This window comes from Klebsiella quasivariicola, from assembly GCF_002269255.1.
Lineage (GTDB): Bacteria > Pseudomonadota > Gammaproteobacteria > Enterobacterales > Enterobacteriaceae > Klebsiella > Klebsiella quasivariicola.
Genome location: NZ_CP022823.1, coordinates 917,195 through 937,111, shown reverse-complemented (window position 1 = coordinate 937,111; position 19,917 = coordinate 917,195). Strand labels below are relative to the sequence as shown.

Sequence of the window (19,917 nt, the reverse complement as noted above, 5' to 3'; positions counted from 1 at the left end):
TGCTCCTTATGTCGTTTCTGCCAGTGAAGCAAACTTGTGATCAACTTTCCACTTCTCTGGCCGGACATTTCTTTTTGCCGAAGAGTAAGATAAGTTAATTGAAACAATGTTTCACTTTAACAACAGGATCGCCAGATGTTTATTTTGCATAAAGACACCACTCTTGAAGACCTCGGTAACGGCGTGACCCGCCGCATTCTGGCCCATGACGGCAAAATGATGGCTGTGGAGGTAAATTTTGCCGCCGGCGCCATTGGCCCGATGCATAACCATCCCCATGAACAGCTCACCTATGTACTTTCCGGTGAGTTTGAGTTCACCATCGGCGAGGAGACGCGCGTCGTCAGCGCCGGCGATACGCTGTATAAGCGGCCGGGGATCATGCACGGCTGCGTCTGCCTGCAGCCTGGCACGCTGCTCGATACCTTTACTCCCATCCGCGAAGATTTTCTTGAAGCCTAATCCATAACGGGGGCGCAGGACGTCCCCGGTTACCGCCCTGCGCCCGCTAATAAAAAGATGCTGTCCCAATCATTATCCTGGTAATAATATTTCCCGCTCAGTTAAGCCTAATTTTTCATTCCTTTCAGGCCGCCTTTTACGAGCAAAATGCTTACCACCTCACCTTTTTGAAACATCGTTTCGACTTTGATCACATTTCCATTCAGATCTGCATGACGCAGAAATAAATCGCAATAAAATGAAATTAAAACGGTGTTTTATAAAAAATAGAGCAGCATAAAAGCGAGCCTGTGAGTCTCTCTTCTGCGGGCTCCATTCACTCTAACCATTTAATTAACAAGGATATGTTAATCAAAGGAAACGTTCAGACATTTTGCGTTGTTGGTGGCACAAAGCCAACCGTGCCGCGTCAGCGGATCCGTATTACAACTCGTAAGCCAGGTAGGTATGTATGAATGAAAACAAGCTGCTGGGATTGGCATGGATATCGCCCTATATCATCGGGCTGATTGTCTTTACCGCTTTTCCTTTTGTTTCATCTTTCTTTCTCAGTTTTACTGAGTACGACTTGATGAGCCCGCCGGTATTTAACGGCATCGAAAACTATCGCTATATGTTGACCGAGGATAGCCTGTTCTGGAAATCGATGGGGGTGACCTTTGCCTACGTCTTTTTAACCATTCCTTTAAAACTGGCTTTTGCCCTCGGCATTGCCTTCGTGCTCAATTTCAAACTGCGCGGCATCGGCTTTTTCCGTACCGCCTACTACATTCCGTCGATCCTCGGCAGCTCGGTGGCGATTGCCGTGCTGTGGCGCGCCCTGTTCGCTATTGACGGCTTGCTGAACAGCTTTCTCGCCGTCTTTGGCATTGATGCCGTCAACTGGCTGGGGGAACCGTCGCTGGCGCTGATGTCGGTCACCCTGCTGCGCGTCTGGCAGTTTGGCTCCGCGATGGTCATCTTCCTCGCCGCGCTGCAGAACGTGCCGCAGTCGCAGTATGAAGCCGCGATGATCGACGGCGCCTCGAAGTGGCAGATGTTCATGAAGGTCACCGTGCCGCTGATCACCCCGGTGATTTTCTTCAACTTTATTATGCAGACTACCCAGGCGTTCCAGGAGTTTACCGGCCCGTACGTGATAACCGGCGGCGGCCCAACCTACTACACCTACCTGTTCTCACTCTACATCTACGACACCGCCTTTAAGTACTTCGACATGGGCTATGGCGCCGCGCTGGCGTGGGTGCTGTTCCTCGTGGTCGCCGTCTTTGCGTCGATAGCCTTTAAGTCATCGAAATACTGGGTCTTCTACTCCGCCGATAAGGGAGGCAAAAATGGCTGATATTCAACAGATGGCGCCGGTAATGAGCGACGCCGATCGTGAAGTCGCGCGTACGCTGCGTCGGGAAAAGGTGAGCCGGGTGGTGCGCTACGTCGTGCTGGTGTTCGTCGGCCTGCTGATGCTCTATCCGCTGGCGTGGATGTTCTCCGCCTCGTTTAAGCCGAACCATGAGATCTTCACCACCCTCGGACTGTGGCCTACCCACGCCACCTGGGACGGGTTTATCAATGGCTGGAAGACCGGCACCGAGTACCATTTCGGCCACTATATGCTGAACACCTTTAAGTATGTGATCCCGAAGGTGGTGTTAACGATCATCTCCTCCACCATCGTGGCGTACGGCTTTGCACGCTTTGAGATCCCGTGGAAGAAGTTCTGGTTCGCGACGCTCATCACCACCATGCTGCTGCCAAGCACCGTCCTGCTGATCCCGCAGTACCTGATGTTCCGCGAAATGGGGATGCTGAACAGCTATCTGCCGCTGTACCTGCCGCTGGCCTTCGCCACCCAGGGATTCTTTGTCTTCATGCTGATCCAGTTTCTGCGCGGCGTGCCGCGCGATATGGAAGAGGCGGCGCAGATCGACGGCTGCAACTCCATCCAGGTGCTGTGGTACGTGGTGGTGCCGATCCTCAAGCCGGCCATTATCTCGGTGGCGCTGTTCCAGTTCATGTGGTCGATGAACGACTTTATCGGCCCGCTGATCTATGTCTACAGCGTCGATAAGTATCCCATCGCGCTGGCGTTAAAAATGTCTATCGACGTCACGGAAGGCGCGCCGTGGAACGAAATTCTGGCAATGGCGAGTATCTCCATTCTGCCGTCCATCATCGTCTTCTTCCTGGCTCAACGCTACTTCGTGCAGGGCGTGACCAGCAGCGGAATCAAAGGTTAAGAGGGAAATAGCATGGCTGAAGTGATTTTCAACAAACTGGAAAAAGTCTACTCCAACGGGTTTAAAGCGGTGCATGGTATCGACCTGAAGATTGCTGATGGCGAATTTATGGTGATTGTCGGCCCCTCCGGCTGCGCCAAATCGACCACCCTGCGCATGCTGGCGGGCCTGGAAACCATCAGCGGCGGCGAAGTGCGGATTGGGGACAAAATCGTCAACAACCTGGCGCCAAAATCCCGTGGCATCGCGATGGTGTTCCAGAACTACGCCCTCTATCCGCATATGACGGTGCGGGAAAACCTCGCCTTCGGCCTCAAGCTGAGCAAGCTGCCGAAGGCGCAAATCGACAGACAGGTGGAAGAAGCGGCGAAAATTCTCGAACTGGAGGACCTGCTGGAGCGCCTGCCGCGCCAGCTCTCCGGCGGCCAGGCGCAGCGCGTGGCGGTGGGCCGGGCGATCGTCAAAAAACCGGACGTCTTCCTGTTCGACGAACCGCTCTCCAACCTTGACGCCAAGCTGCGCGCCTCGATGCGGATCCGCATTTCCGATCTGCACAAGCAGTTAAAAAAATCCGGCAAACCGGCGACCACCGTCTACGTCACCCACGATCAGACGGAAGCGATGACCATGGGCGACCGCATCTGCGTAATGAAGCTTGGCCATATTATGCAGGTTGATACCCCGGACAACCTCTACCACCAGCCAAAAAATATGTTTGTCGCCGGGTTCATCGGCGCGCCGGAGATGAATATTCGCCCCAGCCAGCTGGTTGAGCACAACGGTCGTCTGCATCTGACGCTGGGCGATCAGCGACTGCCGCTCAACGATCGGCTGCAAAGCAAAGTTGAGACCCATAAGAATCAGCAGGTGTTCTTTGGCGTGCGCCCGGAGTTTGTCTCTCTCTCCGATGAACCCTTTGCCGAAAGTTCCTGTACGGGTGAAATGGTACGCGTGGAAAACATGGGTCATGAGTTCTTCGTCTATCTGCAGGTCGCGGGCTATGAGCTGACCGCTCGCATTCCTTCAGACGACGCCAGGCCGATGATTGCCAGGGGTCTGAATCGCAAAGTCTATTTCACCTTTGATCTTAACAAGTGTCACATCTTTGACGCCAAAACTGAACAGAACCTCACTCTGTAAACCCTGGAGCATAACAATGAAAAACGTGCTGATAAGCGCTACTCTCTCCGCCACTCTGGGCCTTAGCGCCTTCTCCTCGCTGGCGCAGGATGTCGACCTGCGCATGTCCTGGTGGGGGGGCAATGGCCGCCATCAGGTGACCCTCAAGGCGCTGGAGGAATTCCACAAACAACATCCAGACATCAACGTTAAAGCAGAATACACCGGCTGGGACGGCCATCTTTCGCGCCTGACCACCCAGATTGCCGGCGGCACCGAGCCTGACGTGATGCAGACTAACTGGAACTGGCTGCCGATCTTTTCGAAAAATGGCGATGGCTTTTACGATCTGAATACCCTGAAAGACGAGATCGATCTCAGCCAGTTCGATGCCAAAGAGCTGCAGTCCACCACGGTCAACGGCAAGCTCAACGGCATCCCGGTGTCGGTCACCGCCCGCGTCTTCTACTTTAACGACGAAGCGTGGAAAAAGGCGGGCATCCCCTTCCCGAAAACCTGGGATGAGCTACTGGCGGCGGGCAAAACCTTCGAAAGCAAGCTCGGGAAACAGTACTACCCGGTGGTGCTCGAACACCAGGACGTGCTGGCCCTGCTCAACTCTTATATGGTGCAAAAATACAACCAGCCGGCCATCGATGAGAAAGGGCGTAAATTCTCCTACAGCAAAGCGCAGTGGGCGGATTTCTTCGGGATGTATAAGAAGCTTATCGACAGCCATGTGATGCCGGACACCCGCTACTATGCCTCGTTCGGCAAGAGCAACATGTACGAGATGAAGCCGTGGATCCAGGGGGAATGGGGCGGGACCTACATGTGGAACTCCACCATCAACAAATATTCCGATAACCTGAAACCGCCGGCGAAGCTGGTGCTGGGGGAATACCCGATGCTGCCGGGCGCCACCGACGCCGGACTGTTCTTCAAGCCCGCGCAGATGTTGTCGATTGGCAAATCGACGAAAAACCCGCAGGCGGCGGCGAAAGTGATTAACTTCCTGCTGAACAGTAAAGAAGGGGTGGATATTCTCGGACTGGAGCGCGGGGTGCCGCTGAGTAAAGCGGCGGTTAACTACCTGACTGAGGACGGGGTAATCAAAGCCGACGATCCGGCGGTATCTGGCCTGAAGCTGGCGCAATCCCTGCCGACCACGCTGTCGGTCTCGCCGTACTTCGACGACCCGCAGATCGTCGCCCAGTTCGGCACCACCCTGCAGTACATCGACTACGGTAAAAAGTCGGTGGAAGAAGCGGCCGAGGACTTCCAGCGCCAGACCGACCGCATTCTGCGCCGCGCAATGCGCTAACCTGCCCGTCTGAACGCTCCCGCGGCGTCCGCCGCGGGAGCGTCTGCCTGAGTAGCCTGTCAGAAGAAATATTTAAAGCGCACCCGGGCGCCATAGCGTTCATCGGGATTCCCGCTCTTCGCCGCCGTGGAATCGAGCCACGAAGCGTAGGCGCCAAGGTAAATATTGAAGTTTGGCATCGCCATCATATTCGGCAACTGCCAGGAAGTGTGCAGGGTATGGATGTCATAGCGTCCCGGCGCGAGAATTGCGCAGTCGCCATCGCATTCGCTGCTCACCCCAGCCATATTGAACTGGTCGATTTTGTTATGCGCGTAGATATAGCCCAGCTCCACGCGATGCCACAGGGCGTTGATCCCGGCGCTGAAGTCGGTTTCGTCCTCGGCGTCCAGCAGGGCGCTGCTCAGATTGACTACCGCCCCATCCTGCGGATCGCTTTTCAGGGTGTTCCAGCTCATGGTCAGCCCGTAACCGGTGCGGTTTGACTGGTCGACCCAGCGTCCGCTCTGGTTCTCATAGCCGTAAGCATTGTTGACGAGGTTGCTCTCTATCGCCGCGGCCGCCGACCAGGCACCGGACTGCCACGCCGCCACCGGCCGCACGTACACCACATTTTTGCGGTTTTCCAGCGCGTTACCGTGATAGTTCTGATCGACAAACAGCGAACTGCCGTCCTCCACCAGGGTATTAACCTCGAAATACCAGTTATCCACCGTTTTGCTGAACAGAAGGTTACCGCCGCTGCTGCTGCGCCCGCGTCCCTCTTTCATCATGTAAATATAGCCATAGCCGTCGGAATAGAGATCGTTGGCGGTATTACCTGAATATTCAATAAAGGTGTCCTGATTCAGGGGGAACATATCCCAGGCTTCAAAGCGGCCTATTTTTATTTTCCAGTCATCCTGCTGGCCAAAGAAAAATACCGCATCATCAAGATTCATTTTGCCATCCATATCCGCCAGTGGCTGTACGCTGAAACCGGCATATTGCCCGTCGGCGCCATTTCGCCTGCCATCGAAACCCAGCAGAATACGGCCGTTAATATCCCAGCGCTCTTTATCGCCGGGCGCCCAGCTTTTATTCGCGCTGGTTTTGACCGACGTCAGGCTGCCGGTGCGGCTGGCGCCATCGAGGTTAAATTCGACGTCGCCATAAAATTTTAATTCGCCATTGTCATTTAGCTGCAAACGCGGCGAAGCAGGCGCCACACGGGCGACCGTCGCGGCCTGCTGCTGGCCTTTCAGTGTCTTAATTTCCGCCTCTGCGCTGGCGGCGCGCGCCTCCGTTGCCTTTAGCCGCTGCTCCATTTGCGCCAGTCGATCCTCCAGCGATAACGGCGCCTGCGCCATAACGGATGGCAGATACAGAGACGTGAGAAAACACCCGACCCAGATTTTATTCATCGGTAAACCCTTTTATTATGGAATGAACTGAATTTGTTATTAATGGGTAACGCACGACGATGCAGGCAATAATAACCCGCCCATCGTCAAAGACGGGTTATTAACGACAACAGCCTTATTATTATTCGAGCTGCCAGGCGCCGGCTTCGGTTAATGCCGCCGAGCCGCTCCAGGCAAATAACGCTAATTCACGGCAAGGGGCCTGCGGATAGATACGGCTGCTCAGGCAGGCTTCGCCATCATTGACGAAGACCTCCACCGAAGAGCTATCGAAAAATATCCGCAGGTTGAGATCCGCCCCGGCGGTCAACGGCACGCTGCGCGTCCCGCACAGGCCATACTGCGGATAATGCCGCTCCAGCACCAGACGCTGCTGTTGGGCATCCACGTAGAGGCGCAGGCCATCGCCAAAGCGCAGACCATACTGCTCGGCGCTGCTGTGGGCGCAGTCCCAGCGCAGATTCACCTCCATCGCCTCGCAGTTGTCGACCATCGTGGTCTGCTGGTTGTTCAGGGTGCTGACCGGCCACGGGAACCAGGCGCCGCGCAGGCTCTCCACTTCTTTCGCCGGGCGCATCTGCAGGCGGTTATCCGCGCTGAGGCTCAGCTCCCGCGGCAGGGAGAGCATGCCCGCCCAGCCGTCCTGCTGCTCCGGCAGCGGCGATTCCCACATATCCAGCCAGCCAATCACGATCCGTCGGCCATCGGGGGTGGCGAAGCTTTGCGGAGCATAGAAATCGTGGCCATGGTCCATCTCCCGGAAGTCGCCGTGGCGAATAAAACGCTGCCCCGGCTGCCACTCACCGATCAGATAGCCGCTCTGGAACAGATTGCGGTTGCGGAACCCTTCGGCCTGCATCCCCTGCGGAGAAAACATCAGGACGCGCTTACCGTTGAGAGTGAAGAAGTCCGGGCACTCCCACATGTAGCCCATGGTGCTTTCCGCTTCATCCAGCACGCCCGCATCCTGCCACTGGCGCAGATCCGCTGAACGGTACAGCCGCACCTGGCCGGTATCGCCTTCGCGCGCGCCGACGATCATGTACCAGCTATCCCCTTCCCGCCAGACCTTCGGGTCACGGAAGTGGTGCATGCCCGGCGGGGTGTCGACCACCATCCCCTGGCGCTCAAAATGGATCCCGTCGCGGCTGGTGGCCAGACACTGCACCTGATACAGATTGGCTTCGTCGCCAGGATCGCCGTGGAACTTATGCCCGGTGTAAATCAGCGCCAGGGTATCGCCATCCACCACTGCCGAACCGGAGAAGCAGCCGTCTTTATCTTCCGGCCCCTCCGGCGCCAGGGCTACCGGCAGGTGCTCCCAGTGCACCAGATCCTTACTGCGCGCATGCCCCCAGTGCATCGGCCCCCACTGGGTGGAGTACGGGTGATGTTGATAAAAGGCATGGTACCAGCCGTCGAACCACACCAGACCGTTAGGGTCGTTGATCCACCCGGCGCGGGCCGCCAGGTGATAGTGTGGATACCAGCGCAGATTGAGCGCCTGGCGTTGTGTCTGGAGGACCTGTTCAGCCCTGGAGATTGTGTAAGTCATCATTTTCACTCTTTTTGATTCAGATAGCAGTCGGTTGCGACACCAGCGGATCGGCGGAGGATTTACCGGAGCGCAACAAGAAGATGGAGATAAAGGTGGTGCAGAACACCAGCAGGCCCATGATCAGATAGGACTGAGCGAAGCCATATTTTTCATAGCTGTAGCCCGCCAGCGGCGACAAAATGCTGGCAATGATCGAGCTGGTGCAGGCGAAACCCACCAGATAGAGGGTGGAAGAGAGGCGTTTATCGAAGTTGAGGCTGTTGTACTTAAAGATAGCCACCAGCAGTATCGGCAGCTCCACCGCGTGCAGCAGCTTAGTAATAGAGATCAGTAGCGGCCCCTCCACCAGGCCGGAGGCCACCATGCGCATCGCCATCACCATCCCGGCGAAAATCAGGCCGTTTTTGGCGCCGATGCGGTTCACCAGCCACGGCGCGCAGAACATGCCGGCCGCCTCGAGGAACACCTGGAAGGAGTTGAGATAACCATACATCTCATTGCCTTGCTGCAGGGTCGCGAACTGCGATGAGAAATAGACCGGGAACTGCTGATCATAGACGCCGTAGATGCAGGTGCCGATGACGAAAAAGACCAGCGCCCAGAACCGCGGCAGCGTCAGCAGGCGCAGCGCATCTTCCAGCGTCACCTTACCGCCCGATACCGCCTCCTGCATCGCATGCGGCGCCGAGGAGACCCGCAGCCGCGCCAGCAGGATAAAGAACACCAGCCCGGAACAACTGGCGACGAGGAAGTTAAGCTGCGGGTTAATGTTAAACAGCAGACCGGCGAAGAAAGTAGCCACCGCCCAGCCCAGCGATCCCCACATCCGCGCCCTGCCGAATTCAAACTGGCTCTGACGCGCCACGCGCTCGGTATAGGATTCCAGCACGCCGATACCGCCGTTAAAGGTCAGGCCGATGTAGATCCCACCGAAGATGCTGCCCAGCAGGACGTTGATTTTCAGCAGGTAGCCGAACAGCAGATACGCCGGACCGGAGAGGATCAGCAGCGCGGTGATATACCAGAGCAGATGTTTGCGCAGCCCCAGCTTGTCCTGGATAAAGCCATAGCAAACTTGCGCAAACAGCGCGGAAACCGACAAGACGGCGTAAATGAAGCCGGTATCGCCCGCTTTCAGCCCTACCTCCTGGTGAAGCCAGATGGAGAGCAGGGAGCCGGATGACGACCAGGTCACGAAAAAGAAAAACAGTAAGGCACTGAGCAAGGGATAGCTGTGTGAGTGATGCGCTTTCATCATGACATTCTCGTGTTAGAGGAATGCGATTATGGTAACGTTAACAAAAAACAAAACGCAGGGGGATTTGCTGCGATACATGATGTTAATCACAAAAGTTAACGTTAACATAATGAAGATGCGATCGCGATCAAAAATTAACCGCGACAACGCTCTCGACGGCGATAACAGAAAATCGTTTCACTCTTTTACATCAGCGACTTAGTTGTATAGCCTGTACGCTGCAGCAACGGCGGAGGAAAAAATGGCGTCCCTGAAAGATGTAGCAAAACTGGCGAATGTATCTCTGATGACCGTCTCGCGGGCGCTGAACACCCCTGAGCGGCTCAAGCCGGAGACACTGGCCCGCGTGCAGGCCGCCATCGCCGAGACCAACTACGTTCCCGACCTGTCGGCGAAGAAGATCCGCGGCGCGCGTGCTACCCCCAGCACCATCGGCGTGCTGGCGCTGGATACCGTCACCACGCCCTTTTCGGTGGAGATCACCCTCTCGATCGAAGAAACCGCCCGCGCCCACGGCTGGAACAGCTTTGTGGTCAACATGTTTTCGGACGATAGTCCGGAAGCCGTGGTCGACCTGCTCCTCTCCCACCGTCCGGACGGCATTATCTTTACCACTATGGGCCTGCGTCAGGTGCCGCTGCCGGACAAACTGCTGACCCTGCCCTGCGTGCTGGCCAACTGCGAAAGCCTCAGCCAGCCGGTGGCCAGCTATATCCCGGACGATGAACAGGGCCAGTACGACGCGGTAAAAGCCCTGCTGGGCGCGGGCTATCGTCGTCCGCTGTGCCTGCACTTACCCGCCAGCCAGCTGGCGACGATCCGCCGTCGCCAGGGGCTGGAGCGCGCCTGCCGGGAGGCGGGTATCGAACCGGACCATCTGATCCATGCGTATATGGGCCAGGGCGATGAACATTATCGTGATATTCCGGGGGTAGTACTGGCGCATATTCGCGAGGGTAAACCCGGCTTTGACTCGGTGATTTGCGGCAACGATCGCATCGCCTTTATGGTCTATCAGACGCTGCTGGGCCAGGGGTTACGCATTCCACAGGACGTGGCGGTGGTGGGATACGACAATATGGTGGGCATTGGCGATCTGTTTCTGCCGCCACTCTCCACGGTGCAGCTACCGCATTACGACATCGGGCGCCTGAGCGCCCTGCATATCATTCACGGCGACAACCATCGGGAGACGCGTAAAGTCGCCAGCCCGTGGTTGCCGCGCGCCTCACATTAACGATTACCGATGTTGCGCAGCTTCTCGCCCGCCATCAGGTTGCGCTCAATGTGCTCGAGGGTGACATTCTTGGTTTCCGGGATCAGCCAGAAGGTGACGCCGATAAAGGCCACATTGAGCACCGTGTAGAGCCAGAAGGTGCCGGCGGCGCCAATCGCGTCAAGCAGCGTCAGGAAAGTGGCGCCGATGATCATGTTCGACACCCAGTTGGTGGTGGTCGAGCAGGTGATACCGAAGTCGCGGCATTTCAGCGGCTGGATCTCGGAGCAGAGGATCCACACCACCGGCGCCGCGCTCATCGCATACCCGGCAATACACATCATGGTCATGCCGACCGAAAGCCAGGAGAGGCCGCTGGAGGCAGTACCATTGTCGAACTGCATCAGGCAGTAGCCCAGCACCAGGGTGCCCAGCGCCATCACGCTAAAGCCGATTTTCAGCGCCGGCTTACGGCCTGCTTTATCCACCGTGAACACCGCGATAAAGGTGGCAAACATAAAGGTCAGGCCCACCACCAGGGTGGCGATCATCTGCTGTTCAGTCGTCGTGAAGCCCGCCATTTTAAAGATTCGCGGCGCGTAGTACATGATGATATTCATGCCGGTGAACTGTTGCATCGCCTGCAGCAGCATGCCCAGGAACACCGCCCGGCGCACGTTGCGATTGACCTTAAACAACGCCCAGCCGCCCTGCTTCAGCTTCAGGCTTTCGCGGATCTCGTTAAGCTCGTCGCGCGCCTTTTCCGAGGTATCGCGCAGCATCCGCAGCACCTCTTCCGCTTCGATATGGCGCCCCTTCTCCGCCAGCCAGCGCGGGCTGTTCGGCAAAAAGACGACCAGAATAATCAGGATCACCGCCGGCAGCGCCAGCACGCCCAACATGGCGCGCCAGTTACCGCTGTAGCTAAAGGCGGTATCGGAAAGAAACGCCAGCACAATGCCGAGGGTCACCATCAGCTGGTACATACTGATCATTTTCCCGCGCACGTTCTCGCTGGCCATCTCGGAGAGATACAGCGGCGCGGTATAGGAAGCAATCCCGACGGCTACCCCCAACACCACGCGGGCTACCAGCAGCACTTCCACGCTGGCGGCGAAAGCGGAGCCGATAGAGCCGGCAACGAACAGCACGGCCCCTGCCATCAGGCTGTATTTACGGCCGAGGCGGAACGACAGCCAGCCGTTAAACAGCGCGCCTATCGCCGCCCCCAGCATCATGCTGCTGACCACCCACTCCTGAAGCTGGCTGGATAAGGTGAAGTGATCGGTAATAAAGGGCAGCGCCCCGGCAATCACGCCGATATCCAGGCCAAAGAGCAACCCCGCCACCGCCGCGGCGATGGAAACAAACCAGTTCATCCGCCGGGTATCACGTTGCGTCCGCGGCGATAATGTAGAGTCGTTACTGATTGAAGTCATTTTTTTCCTGCCACACAGAGTAAGACATAAGACGAAAGTACGTGACTGGTGGATAAATTAGTCAGGCAGGATAAGCCAAAGATATGGACTATATTGCTGGCAGGACGGGTTTTGTGATGGACATTAAACTTTCAAAGTAACAAAAAATGCGTTTCCCATAGTTTATAACCCTGCTAATACAGGGCGCTAACATTAATCAGGCGGGTCATGGATATGGACGATCAGAATTTTGCGGTATGGACAATTATTACTCAAACGGCCGGAGCGTGACTCCCCGCCCCGGCCATTGCAACGGGTCAGCGCGCCAGCCAACCGCCGTCCACCGCCACCGTGTAGCCATTGATGTAGTCGGAGGCTGAGGAGGCCAGGAACACCACTGGCCCCATCAAATCGGCCGGCAGTCCCCAGCGCCCGGCGGGAATACGGTCGAGAATTTCACTGCTACGCTGCTCATCGGCGCGCAGCTGCTGGGTATTGTTGGTCGCCATATACCCCGGGGCGATGGCGTTGACGTTGATATTGTGTTGGGCCCATTCGTTCGCCAGCAGGCGGGTCACGCCCATGACTGCGCTTTTGGATGCCGTATAGGACGGCACGCGGATCCCGCCCTGGAATGACAGCATGGAGGCGATGTTAATGATCTTTCCGCCGCTGCCCTGGGAAATAAAGTGCTTCGCCGCCGCCTGGGACATAAAAAATACACTCTTGATGTTGAGGTTCATCACGTCGTCCCAGTCCTTTTCGCTAAACGCCAGCGCGTCTTCGCGGCGGATCAGGCCAGCGTTGTTAACCAGAATATCAATATGGCCGAACTCCGCCACCGCACGCTCCAGCAGCCGGGGAATACCGTCGATCTGACGCAGGTCGGCGGTCAGGCTGAGAAAGCGGCGTCCCAGGGCCGTTACCCGTTCAATGGTTTCCACCGGTTCGACGATATTGATACCGACAATATCGCAACCCGCTTCCGCCAGCCCAAGGGCCATGCCCTGACCCAGACCGGTATCGCATCCGCTCACGACGGCCACTTTTCCCTGCAGGGAGAATGCATCAAGAATCATAATGTGTTCCTTTGTCGTTCAGAGCCTGCAGCTTGCAGGCAAGGTTCTCTCGGCCCTGCCCACGCCGATGGCGGAGCTGAGCGTGGGGTGAACTCTCGGGCATAGCCCACCATAATGAAAATAAAACAGAGTTCCGTTTTTGCTGATGGGTGCCATCTTAGCCCTGCCCCCTATCATTTTCAATAATATTTAAAACGATGTTTCATTTTTTATGATGGCGATTACAAAAAAAGAAAAAGCGAAGGCACCTGGCGGCACGCGCCGGGTCGGAAGCGATTTTAAAAGGTTGATGATTCAATCGGTTGTCTGGAGAGACGGCAGAAGACAGGCCAACAGGCCGCTGAAAATGCGGGAATTACGCTGAACTGCGTGAAGCATCACAAATAATGAAACGATGTTTTGATAAATTAACACTCATCTTTTAAAACACATCACTCAGCGACACGCCTCTGGTCCAGCGGCATCGCAGGAAAGAAAGGAGCACTACATGGCTAAAGGCATGCGGGTCAAACTGAATTATCAGGTCAGCCACGATCCGGATACCGGAGCGGAAGTTACCCGCTTAACCCCTCCGGAGGTCACCTGTCATCGCAACTACTTCTATCAGAAGTGTTTTTTTAACGATGGCAGCCATTTACTGTTCGCCGGCGAGTTTGACGGCCACTGGAACTACTATCTGCTGAATATCGCCAGCGCCGAGGCCATCCAGCTGACGGAAGGCGCAGGGGATAACACCTTCGGCGGCTTCCTCTCTCCGGACGATAAGTCGCTCTATTACGTGAAAAATGACCGCACGCTGCTGGAGGTAAACCTCACCACCCTCGTCGAGCGTGAAGTGTATCGCGTCAGCGATGACTGGGTCGGGTATGGCACCTGGGTAGCAAACAGCGATTGCAGCAAACTGGTAGGCATTGAGATTGCGAAACGCGACTGGACGCCGCTCAACGACTGGCAGATTTTCCACGACTTCTTTCACAAAGGACCACACTGTCGCCTGCTGCGCGTCGACCTCCACAGCGGGGAGAGCCAGGTGATCCATGAGGAAAAAATCTGGCTGGGACACCCGATCTATCGTCCCTTCGACGACCACACCGTCGCCTTCTGCCATGAGGGGCCGCACGATCTGGTGGACGCCCGCATGTGGCTGGTTAATGAAGATGGCAGCCACGTCCGCAAAGTTAAAGCGCACGCCCCGGGCGAAAGCTGCACCCATGAATTCTGGGTGCCGGACGGTTCGGCGCTGATCTATGTCTCCTATCTGAAAGGCCAGCAGGGGCGAACCATCTATCGCTTCGATCCTGAAAGCGGCGTTAACGAAGCCCTGATGACCATGCCGGCCTGCTCGCATCTGATGAGCAATTTCGACGGCACGCTGCTGGTGGGCGATGGCTCAGGCACGCCGGTGGATGTCAAAGACACCGGCAGCTATTCCATTGATAACGATCCCTGGCTGTATGTCTTTAACGTGGCGCAAAAGCGCTATTTCCGCGTCGCGCGCCATGATACCTCGTGGGCGACGGTGGCCAACAGCCGCCAGGTGACGCACCCGCACCCCTCGTTTACCCCGGACGACAGCGCCATTTTGTTCAGCTCCGATAAAGACGGTAAACCGGCCATCTATATCGCGAAATTACCCGAGCATCCGTCAATGCTGAACGCCTGATCCACGCCACACTTATTTCTGTAACTGGCCTTGCCCTCCTTCGCGGAGGGCTTTTTTGTTCCTGCACTTTTTCGCCCATAAAAAACCCCGACTGACCGCGCCGGGGAAAACAAACGATGAGGGTCGGGTGATTTATCAGAATGAGTAGGCCACCCCGACGCGGAAGCGGGTCTGGCGATCGCTGCGGTCATTCACGCCGACGTTGCCAATCTCACCATATGGCGACCAGTTGTTATCCAGCTTATAGGCCACCTTCACGTTATATTCCTGCGAGTAAGGTTTGTTATCGTTGCGGCTCACCCCTTCCGAGCTGCGGGCATAGACATAGTTCAGCTCTGTGCGCCAGTCGCCGAGGGCAAACCCGGCCCACGCATCACCGCGGTTCACTTTGTCGTCATCTTTGCCGGCGTTGTTCGGGTAGCGGGTGTATTCATAGCGATAGCGAGCGGCAACATAGAAGCCACTGTCGAAGCTGTACTGCACGTGCAGGTGCGGCTTGTAGATCGAGCGGCTGTCGTTGCTCTCAATGGTAAACCCGGGGGTGAGGAACAGGTTCGACGTCGCTTTCCAGCGCCAGCTGATGGTGTCTTCATGACCATTCCCCACCACGTCCGAATAGGGTTGCGACCCGTTGTCGCCACCCGAACGCCATTTGGCTTCGACGGTAAAGCCTAAGCCGTTGGCAAAGCGGTGGGAAACGGCGACGCGGTCGGCATTGCTTTTATCGCTTTTTCCGCCATCAATAAATTCATGACGTAAATCTATCGTTACCGCAGTTGCCGCAAAAGACATACCGCAGAGGGCGGCAAGCACCAGAGATCGTTTTAACATAGGGTACCCTTACAATAAATAAAATGTCATTTCGTTTTTATGAAACATTATTTTATTTTTTAAGTACCGTTGTTTTAGTGACCGAGATCGTAGTTATTTGTTTCAAAAAAGGTGGCACAACAAGACGTGACGAAGCTCAATAAATCCGCAGGTGGGAGAGTGAAATACAGGAGAAAGAAGCAGGGTTCGGCAAAGCGCAGCGCATAAAAAAGGCCTCCCGCAGGAGGCCATGGAGATCAAGACAGAGCGTCAGGCGCGCTCTACCGCCAGCGCCACGCCCTGGCCACCGCCGATACACAGCGTCGCCAGTCCTTTACGCGCATCGCGCTTGATCATTTCGTGTACCAGAGACACCAGGATCCGGCAGCCGGAGGCGCCGATGGGATGGCCGAGGGCGATCGCGCCGCCGTTGACGTTGACCCGGCGCTCATCCCACTCCAGAACCCGGCCCACCGAGATAGCCTGAGCGGCGAAGGCCTCATTGGCTTCGATCAGATCGACGTCGTCCAGCCGCCAGCCGGCCCGCTCCAGACAGCGGCGGGTGGCGTGCACCGGGGCGATGCCCATCAGCGCCGGATCGACCCCGACGCTGGCGAAGGCGCGGATCCGCGCGAGGATCGGCAGCCCCAGCTCAAGGGCTTTGGATTCACTCATCATCATCACCGCCGCCGCGCCGTCATTGATGCTGGAGGCGTTGCCAGCGGTCACCGACCCGAGGCGATCGAAGGTGGGCTGCAGGCTGGCCAGCCCTTCCGCGCTGGCATCCACCCGCGGTTGTTCATCAGTATCCACGGTGCGTGGCGTACCGTTATACTCGGTGATCACCGGGACAATCTCGTCGCGAAAGCGTCCGGAATCAATCGCCTTGCGCGCCTTATGCTGCGAGCTGAGCGCCCAGGCATCCTGCAGCTCACGGCTGATGCCATATTCCCGGGCCAGGTTTTCCGCCGTGACGCCCATATGATAATCGTTGAAGGCGTCCCACAGGCCGTCATGCACCAGACTGTCAATCAGCTGGCTGTTGCCCAGCTGGGCGCCGGTGCGGCTATCGGTAAGGACATGCGGAGCGCGGCTCATGTTCTCCTGACCGCCAGCGATCACCACGTCCGCTTCCCCGCACTGGATCGCCTGGGTGGCGAGGTGCAGGGCTTTCAGGCCGGAACCACAGACGTCGTTAATGGTGATAGCCGATACGGTGTTAGGCAGCCCACCGCGAATAGCGGACTGACGCGCCGGGTTTTGTCCGGTTCCCGCGGTCAGCACCTGGCCGAGGATCACCTCATCCACACTGTGCGGATCGATCCCCGTCTGCTCAACCAGCGCCTTCACCACCACGCTCCCCAGCTCGACGGCTGAATGGCGCGATAACGCGCCCTGAAAGCAGCCAATCGGCGTTCGCAGCGCGCCGACGATCACGACATCCTTCATCCTCTACCCCTGCCCATGCTTTTGCGCAAAGAAACAGCGATATACTAGATAATTGTTATCAAAAAACTTTGTAATTGTTTAAAAAAAGTGAAGCCAATCACAAAGAAATATCCTTTCATTAACCTTAGCGCCGCTGCAGATGCTCACGTAGCCAGCTGCCGGCCGCTCCCGGCGGCGCTTTCTTATTCCACAGCAGGTCGACCGAAATCGAGCGCGGCCAGCCGGGAATATCAAGCGCCACCAGCCTGCCCTGCGGTGCAAACTCCGCCACCAGCGCGCAAGGCAAAATGCACCAGCCGAATCCCTGCGCCGCCATACTGAGCAACAGCAGGTAGTTCGGCGCCGACCAGACCTGACCGCCTGCCGGCTCCGTGGCGCTGGCCAGGAAGGTGCTTAAACGCAGCTCGCGCCAGCTCTGCAGCTCATCCCAGGCGACCTTGCCCTGCGTCGCCAGCGGATGCTCAGGGGCCACATAAATGCCCATTGCCGTCTGCAGCGGCAGGCGGGTGCTGCCGATATCGGTCGGATAGCGGTCCCGCGCCTCAATCAGCCCGACCTGAGCGCGGGCTTTTTGCAGGAGATCGATGACATCTTCATCTTCGCCAATCAAACACTCAAACTCGGTGTGGGGGAAGCGGCGGTCAAACTGCACCAGCAGATCTTCCAGCACGTCCGGGTGCAGGGTATCCGAGAGCACAAAGGTCAGCCGCGGCTCCGTCTCGCCGGACAGCGACACCGCCAGCTCATCCAGCCGCTCGCTGGCGGCGAGGATCGCTTTAACATAGCTCAGCACTTGCTCTCCCTGCGCCGTCAGCGTCGGCTGGCGCGTTGCCCGATCGAAGAGAGTCACGCCGAGGTCAGCCTCCAGGTTGGCGATGGCGGTACTGATCGTCGACTGGCTTTTGCGCAGGCGGCGGGCGGCGGCGGAGAACGATCCGCTGTCGACCGCCTCCACAAAGGCGGTTAAGGCTTCCGGTGAATAACGCATGAAGTATCTACTTTATCGATGGATTCTATCTTTTGTTTATCATATTTTTCCATAAAATGCCGGGTAATTTCCTGTTCAGGCTAAAACTGGAGGTAGCTCGCCATGCAACAGACCCCACATCAGCGCAAGACGCTCATGGAACGTATTATCCACGCCATCACCTTCGAAGGGCTGGCGACGCTGATCCTCGCCCCCACCGCCGCCTGGCTGATGCAACGCTCGGTGGTCGAGATGGGTGGGCTGAGCATTCTGCTCGCTACTCTGGCGATGGTATGGAACATTATTTACAACGCGGTTTTCGATCGCCTGTGGCCGGTCTCCCGCTTTCCCCGCCAGCTGAAAGTGCGTGCGCTGCATGCGCTGGGCTTCGAGACCGGATTCGTCATTATCGGCGTCACCATGGTAGCGATTGTGCTGGGCGTGTCGCTGCTGCAGGCGTTTATGCTGGAGATCGGCTTTATGCTCTTCTTCCTGCCCTACACCATGGTCTTTAACTGGCTCTGGGACACGCTGCGCGAGCGCGTTATCCGTCATCGCCGCCCGCGCCAGGCTGCGCGCGGGTAATCCCGGAGCGGATCCTGCGCGATCCGCCGCGACTTTATCACCAAAAACTATCGCAACAGGCAAACCATAAATATGGTAAATTGCACTCCTTTTTTTTGGTTTGACGGTTGATAAAGTCGCATAATGTCTAAAATTTGGTCTAAAGAAGAAACTCTTTGGAGTTTTGCCTTATATGGCACTGCAGTAGGCGCTGGGACGCTATTTCTACCGATCCAACTGGGTTCGGCTGGCGCCATTGTCCTTTTCATCACCGCGCTGGTCGCGTGGCCGCTCACTTACTGGCCCCATAAAGCGTTAAGCCAGTTTATTCTGTCGGCTAATATCGCGCCGGGTACCGGGATCACCGGCGCGGTCAATCACTACTATGGTAAGAAAATAGGCAACCTGATCACCGGTCTCTATTTTCTCGCCTTCTTTGTGGTGGTGCTCATCTATGCCGTGGCCATCACCAACTCGCTGGCCGAACAGGTGGCGCATCACACCCCAATAACGCCTGCGCTGCGCGCGCTGCTGAGTCTGGGGGTTGTGCTGGTTCTCAATCTGATCTTTCTCATGGGACGGCAGGTCACCATCAAGGTGATGGGCTTTCTGGTTTTCCCGCTTATTGCCTGCTTTCTGTTCCTCTCCCTCTATTTAATCCGCAACTGGCATCCGGAGCATCTCACCAGCCAGATGCAGTTCAGCACTCAGACGCTCCACCAGGTCTGGATCTCCATTCCCGTGATGGTTTTCGCTTTTAGCCATACGCCGATCATCTCGACTTTTGCTATCGACCAGCAGGAGAAACACGGCGACCTGGCCATGGGTAAATGCAAAAAAATCATGAAGGTGGCCTACACCATCATCTGCGCCAGCGTGCTGTTTTTTGTTTTCAGCTGCCTGCTGGCGATCCCGGCAACGTATATTGAGACCGCCCGCGATCAGGGGGTGACCATCCTCTCCGCCCTGTCGATGGTGCCGGGCGCACCGGGCTGGCTGGCGGTGACTGGCATCATCGTCGCGGTGGTCGCCATGTCTAAATCGTTTCTCGGCACCTACTTCGGGGTGATTGAAGGCGCCAGCGAAATCGTCAAAAGCTCGCTGGGACTGTTAGGCGTGCGCAAGAGCCGCGCCTTCAACCGCGCGATGTCGATCCTGATTGTTTCCGCTTTCACCTTTGCGGTGTGCTTTATCAACCCGAACGCCATCTCCATGATCTACGCCATCAGCGGGCCGCTTATCGCCATGATCCTGTTTATCATGCCCACGCTGTCGACCTGGCTTATTCCGGCGCTGAAGCCGTACCGCTCGGTGGGTAACGCCATTACGCTGGCGGTCGGCCTGCTCTGCGTCTCCGTGATGTTCTTCGGCTGATCGCCTCTGGCGACAG

General features: G+C 56.9%; 18 protein-coding genes. 9 read left to right on the top strand and 9 right to left on the bottom strand.

Features of this window, described 5'->3' with window-relative positions; all coding sequences use genetic code 11:
- Positions 1 to 135: 135 nt before the first annotated feature.
- From B8P98_RS04755 to B8P98_RS04735, 5 genes are all read left to right on the top strand, one after another.
- Complete coding sequence (locus tag B8P98_RS04755) at positions 136 to 462, top strand: cupin domain-containing protein (RefSeq protein ID WP_025711285.1); 327 nt, start codon at positions 136 to 138, stop codon at positions 460 to 462.
- Positions 463 to 913: 451 nt separating this feature from the next.
- Positions 914 to 1,804 carry a carbohydrate ABC transporter permease gene (locus tag B8P98_RS04750; protein WP_004205419.1) on the top strand — a complete coding sequence of 297 codons (891 nt, stop codon included), beginning with the start codon at positions 914 to 916 and terminating at the stop codon, positions 1,802 to 1,804.
- Positions 1,797 to 2,699: a carbohydrate ABC transporter permease gene (locus B8P98_RS04745; RefSeq protein ID WP_025711283.1), complete on the top strand. Its 903-nt coding sequence runs from the start codon at positions 1,797 to 1,799 to the stop codon at positions 2,697 to 2,699. Before B8P98_RS04750 ends, B8P98_RS04745 begins: the two co-directional genes overlap by 8 nt.
- A 12-nt stretch (positions 2,700 to 2,711) precedes the next feature.
- Positions 2,712 to 3,839, top strand: coding sequence for an ABC transporter ATP-binding protein (locus B8P98_RS04740; RefSeq protein WP_095032794.1), 1,128 nt, complete (start codon positions 2,712 to 2,714; stop codon positions 3,837 to 3,839).
- A 16-nt stretch (positions 3,840 to 3,855) separates the two neighbouring features.
- Positions 3,856 to 5,142: an ABC transporter substrate-binding protein gene (locus B8P98_RS04735; RefSeq protein WP_095032793.1), complete on the top strand. Its 1,287-nt coding sequence runs from the start codon at positions 3,856 to 3,858 to the stop codon at positions 5,140 to 5,142.
- Positions 5,143 to 5,201: 59 nt separating this feature from the next.
- Here the strand turns inward: B8P98_RS04735 and B8P98_RS04730 are convergent, their stop codons facing one another.
- The 4 genes from B8P98_RS04730 to B8P98_RS30695 all read right to left on the bottom strand — a co-directional run bounded on the left by B8P98_RS04730 (position 5,202) and on the right by B8P98_RS30695 (position 9,508).
- The gene (locus B8P98_RS04730) at positions 5,202 to 6,545 is read right to left on the bottom strand and encodes a carbohydrate porin (protein WP_095032792.1); all 1,344 of its coding nucleotides are present in this window, start codon (positions 6,543 to 6,545) and stop codon (positions 5,202 to 5,204) included.
- Positions 6,546 to 6,666: 121 nt separating this feature from the next.
- Positions 6,667 to 8,100, bottom strand: coding sequence for a glycoside hydrolase family 32 protein (locus B8P98_RS04725; protein WP_095033609.1), 1,434 nt, complete (start codon positions 8,098 to 8,100; stop codon positions 6,667 to 6,669).
- A gap of 19 nt (positions 8,101 to 8,119) precedes the next feature.
- The gene (locus B8P98_RS04720) at positions 8,120 to 9,361 is read right to left on the bottom strand and encodes an MFS transporter (protein ID WP_095032791.1); all 1,242 of its coding nucleotides are present in this window, start codon (positions 9,359 to 9,361) and stop codon (positions 8,120 to 8,122) included.
- A gap of 12 nt (positions 9,362 to 9,373) precedes the next feature.
- A complete protein-coding gene (locus B8P98_RS30695) occupies positions 9,374 to 9,508 on the bottom strand; it encodes a hypothetical protein (protein ID WP_167382643.1) in 135 nt (44 codons plus the stop codon).
- A gap of 94 nt (positions 9,509 to 9,602) precedes the next feature.
- On the opposite strand from B8P98_RS30695, the gene B8P98_RS04715 reads away from it, so the two are divergent.
- Positions 9,603 to 10,598, top strand: coding sequence for a LacI family DNA-binding transcriptional regulator (locus B8P98_RS04715; RefSeq protein WP_095032790.1), 996 nt, complete (start codon positions 9,603 to 9,605; stop codon positions 10,596 to 10,598).
- Here B8P98_RS04715 and araE read toward each other — a convergent pair.
- Both araE and kduD read right to left on the bottom strand, forming a co-directional pair.
- Complete coding sequence (gene araE, locus B8P98_RS04710) at positions 10,595 to 12,016, bottom strand: arabinose-proton symporter AraE (protein ID WP_095032789.1); 1,422 nt, start codon at positions 12,014 to 12,016, stop codon at positions 10,595 to 10,597. The genes B8P98_RS04715 and araE overlap by 4 nt on opposite strands.
- A 296-nt stretch (positions 12,017 to 12,312) precedes the next feature.
- Positions 12,313 to 13,074 (bottom strand): 2-dehydro-3-deoxy-D-gluconate 5-dehydrogenase KduD, encoded by a 762-nt coding sequence (gene kduD, locus B8P98_RS04705; RefSeq protein WP_025711277.1) that lies wholly within the window; start codon positions 13,072 to 13,074, stop codon positions 12,313 to 12,315.
- 487 nt (positions 13,075 to 13,561) lie between these two features.
- On the opposite strand from kduD, the gene B8P98_RS04700 reads away from it, so the two are divergent.
- On the top strand, positions 13,562 to 14,737 hold the full coding sequence (locus B8P98_RS04700; protein ID WP_095032788.1) for an oligogalacturonate lyase family protein: 1,176 nt from the start codon (positions 13,562 to 13,564) through the stop codon (positions 14,735 to 14,737).
- Between the two features lie 135 nt (positions 14,738 to 14,872).
- Here the strand turns inward: B8P98_RS04700 and ompK26 are convergent, their stop codons facing one another.
- The 3 genes from ompK26 to B8P98_RS04685 form a co-directional block, all read right to left on the bottom strand.
- A complete protein-coding gene (gene ompK26, locus B8P98_RS04695; RefSeq protein WP_025711274.1) occupies positions 14,873 to 15,568 on the bottom strand; it encodes a KdgM family porin OmpK26 in 696 nt (231 codons plus the stop codon).
- Positions 15,569 to 15,817: 249 nt separating this feature from the next.
- The gene (locus B8P98_RS04690; RefSeq protein ID WP_095032787.1) at positions 15,818 to 16,996 is read right to left on the bottom strand and encodes an acetyl-CoA C-acetyltransferase; all 1,179 of its coding nucleotides are present in this window, start codon (positions 16,994 to 16,996) and stop codon (positions 15,818 to 15,820) included.
- A gap of 124 nt (positions 16,997 to 17,120) precedes the next feature.
- Positions 17,121 to 17,984 carry a LysR family transcriptional regulator gene (locus B8P98_RS04685; RefSeq protein ID WP_025711272.1) on the bottom strand — a complete coding sequence of 288 codons (864 nt, stop codon included), beginning with the start codon at positions 17,982 to 17,984 and terminating at the stop codon, positions 17,121 to 17,123.
- A 102-nt stretch (positions 17,985 to 18,086) separates the two neighbouring features.
- Between B8P98_RS04685 and B8P98_RS04680 the strand changes: the two genes are divergently transcribed.
- Positions 18,087 to 18,548 carry a multidrug/biocide efflux PACE transporter gene (locus B8P98_RS04680; RefSeq protein WP_025711271.1) on the top strand — a complete coding sequence of 154 codons (462 nt, stop codon included), beginning with the start codon at positions 18,087 to 18,089 and terminating at the stop codon, positions 18,546 to 18,548.
- Positions 18,549 to 18,671: 123 nt separating this feature from the next.
- Complete coding sequence (locus tag B8P98_RS04675) at positions 18,672 to 19,901, top strand: amino acid permease (protein ID WP_095032786.1); 1,230 nt, start codon at positions 18,672 to 18,674, stop codon at positions 19,899 to 19,901.
- Positions 19,902 to 19,917: the final 16 nt, after the last annotated feature.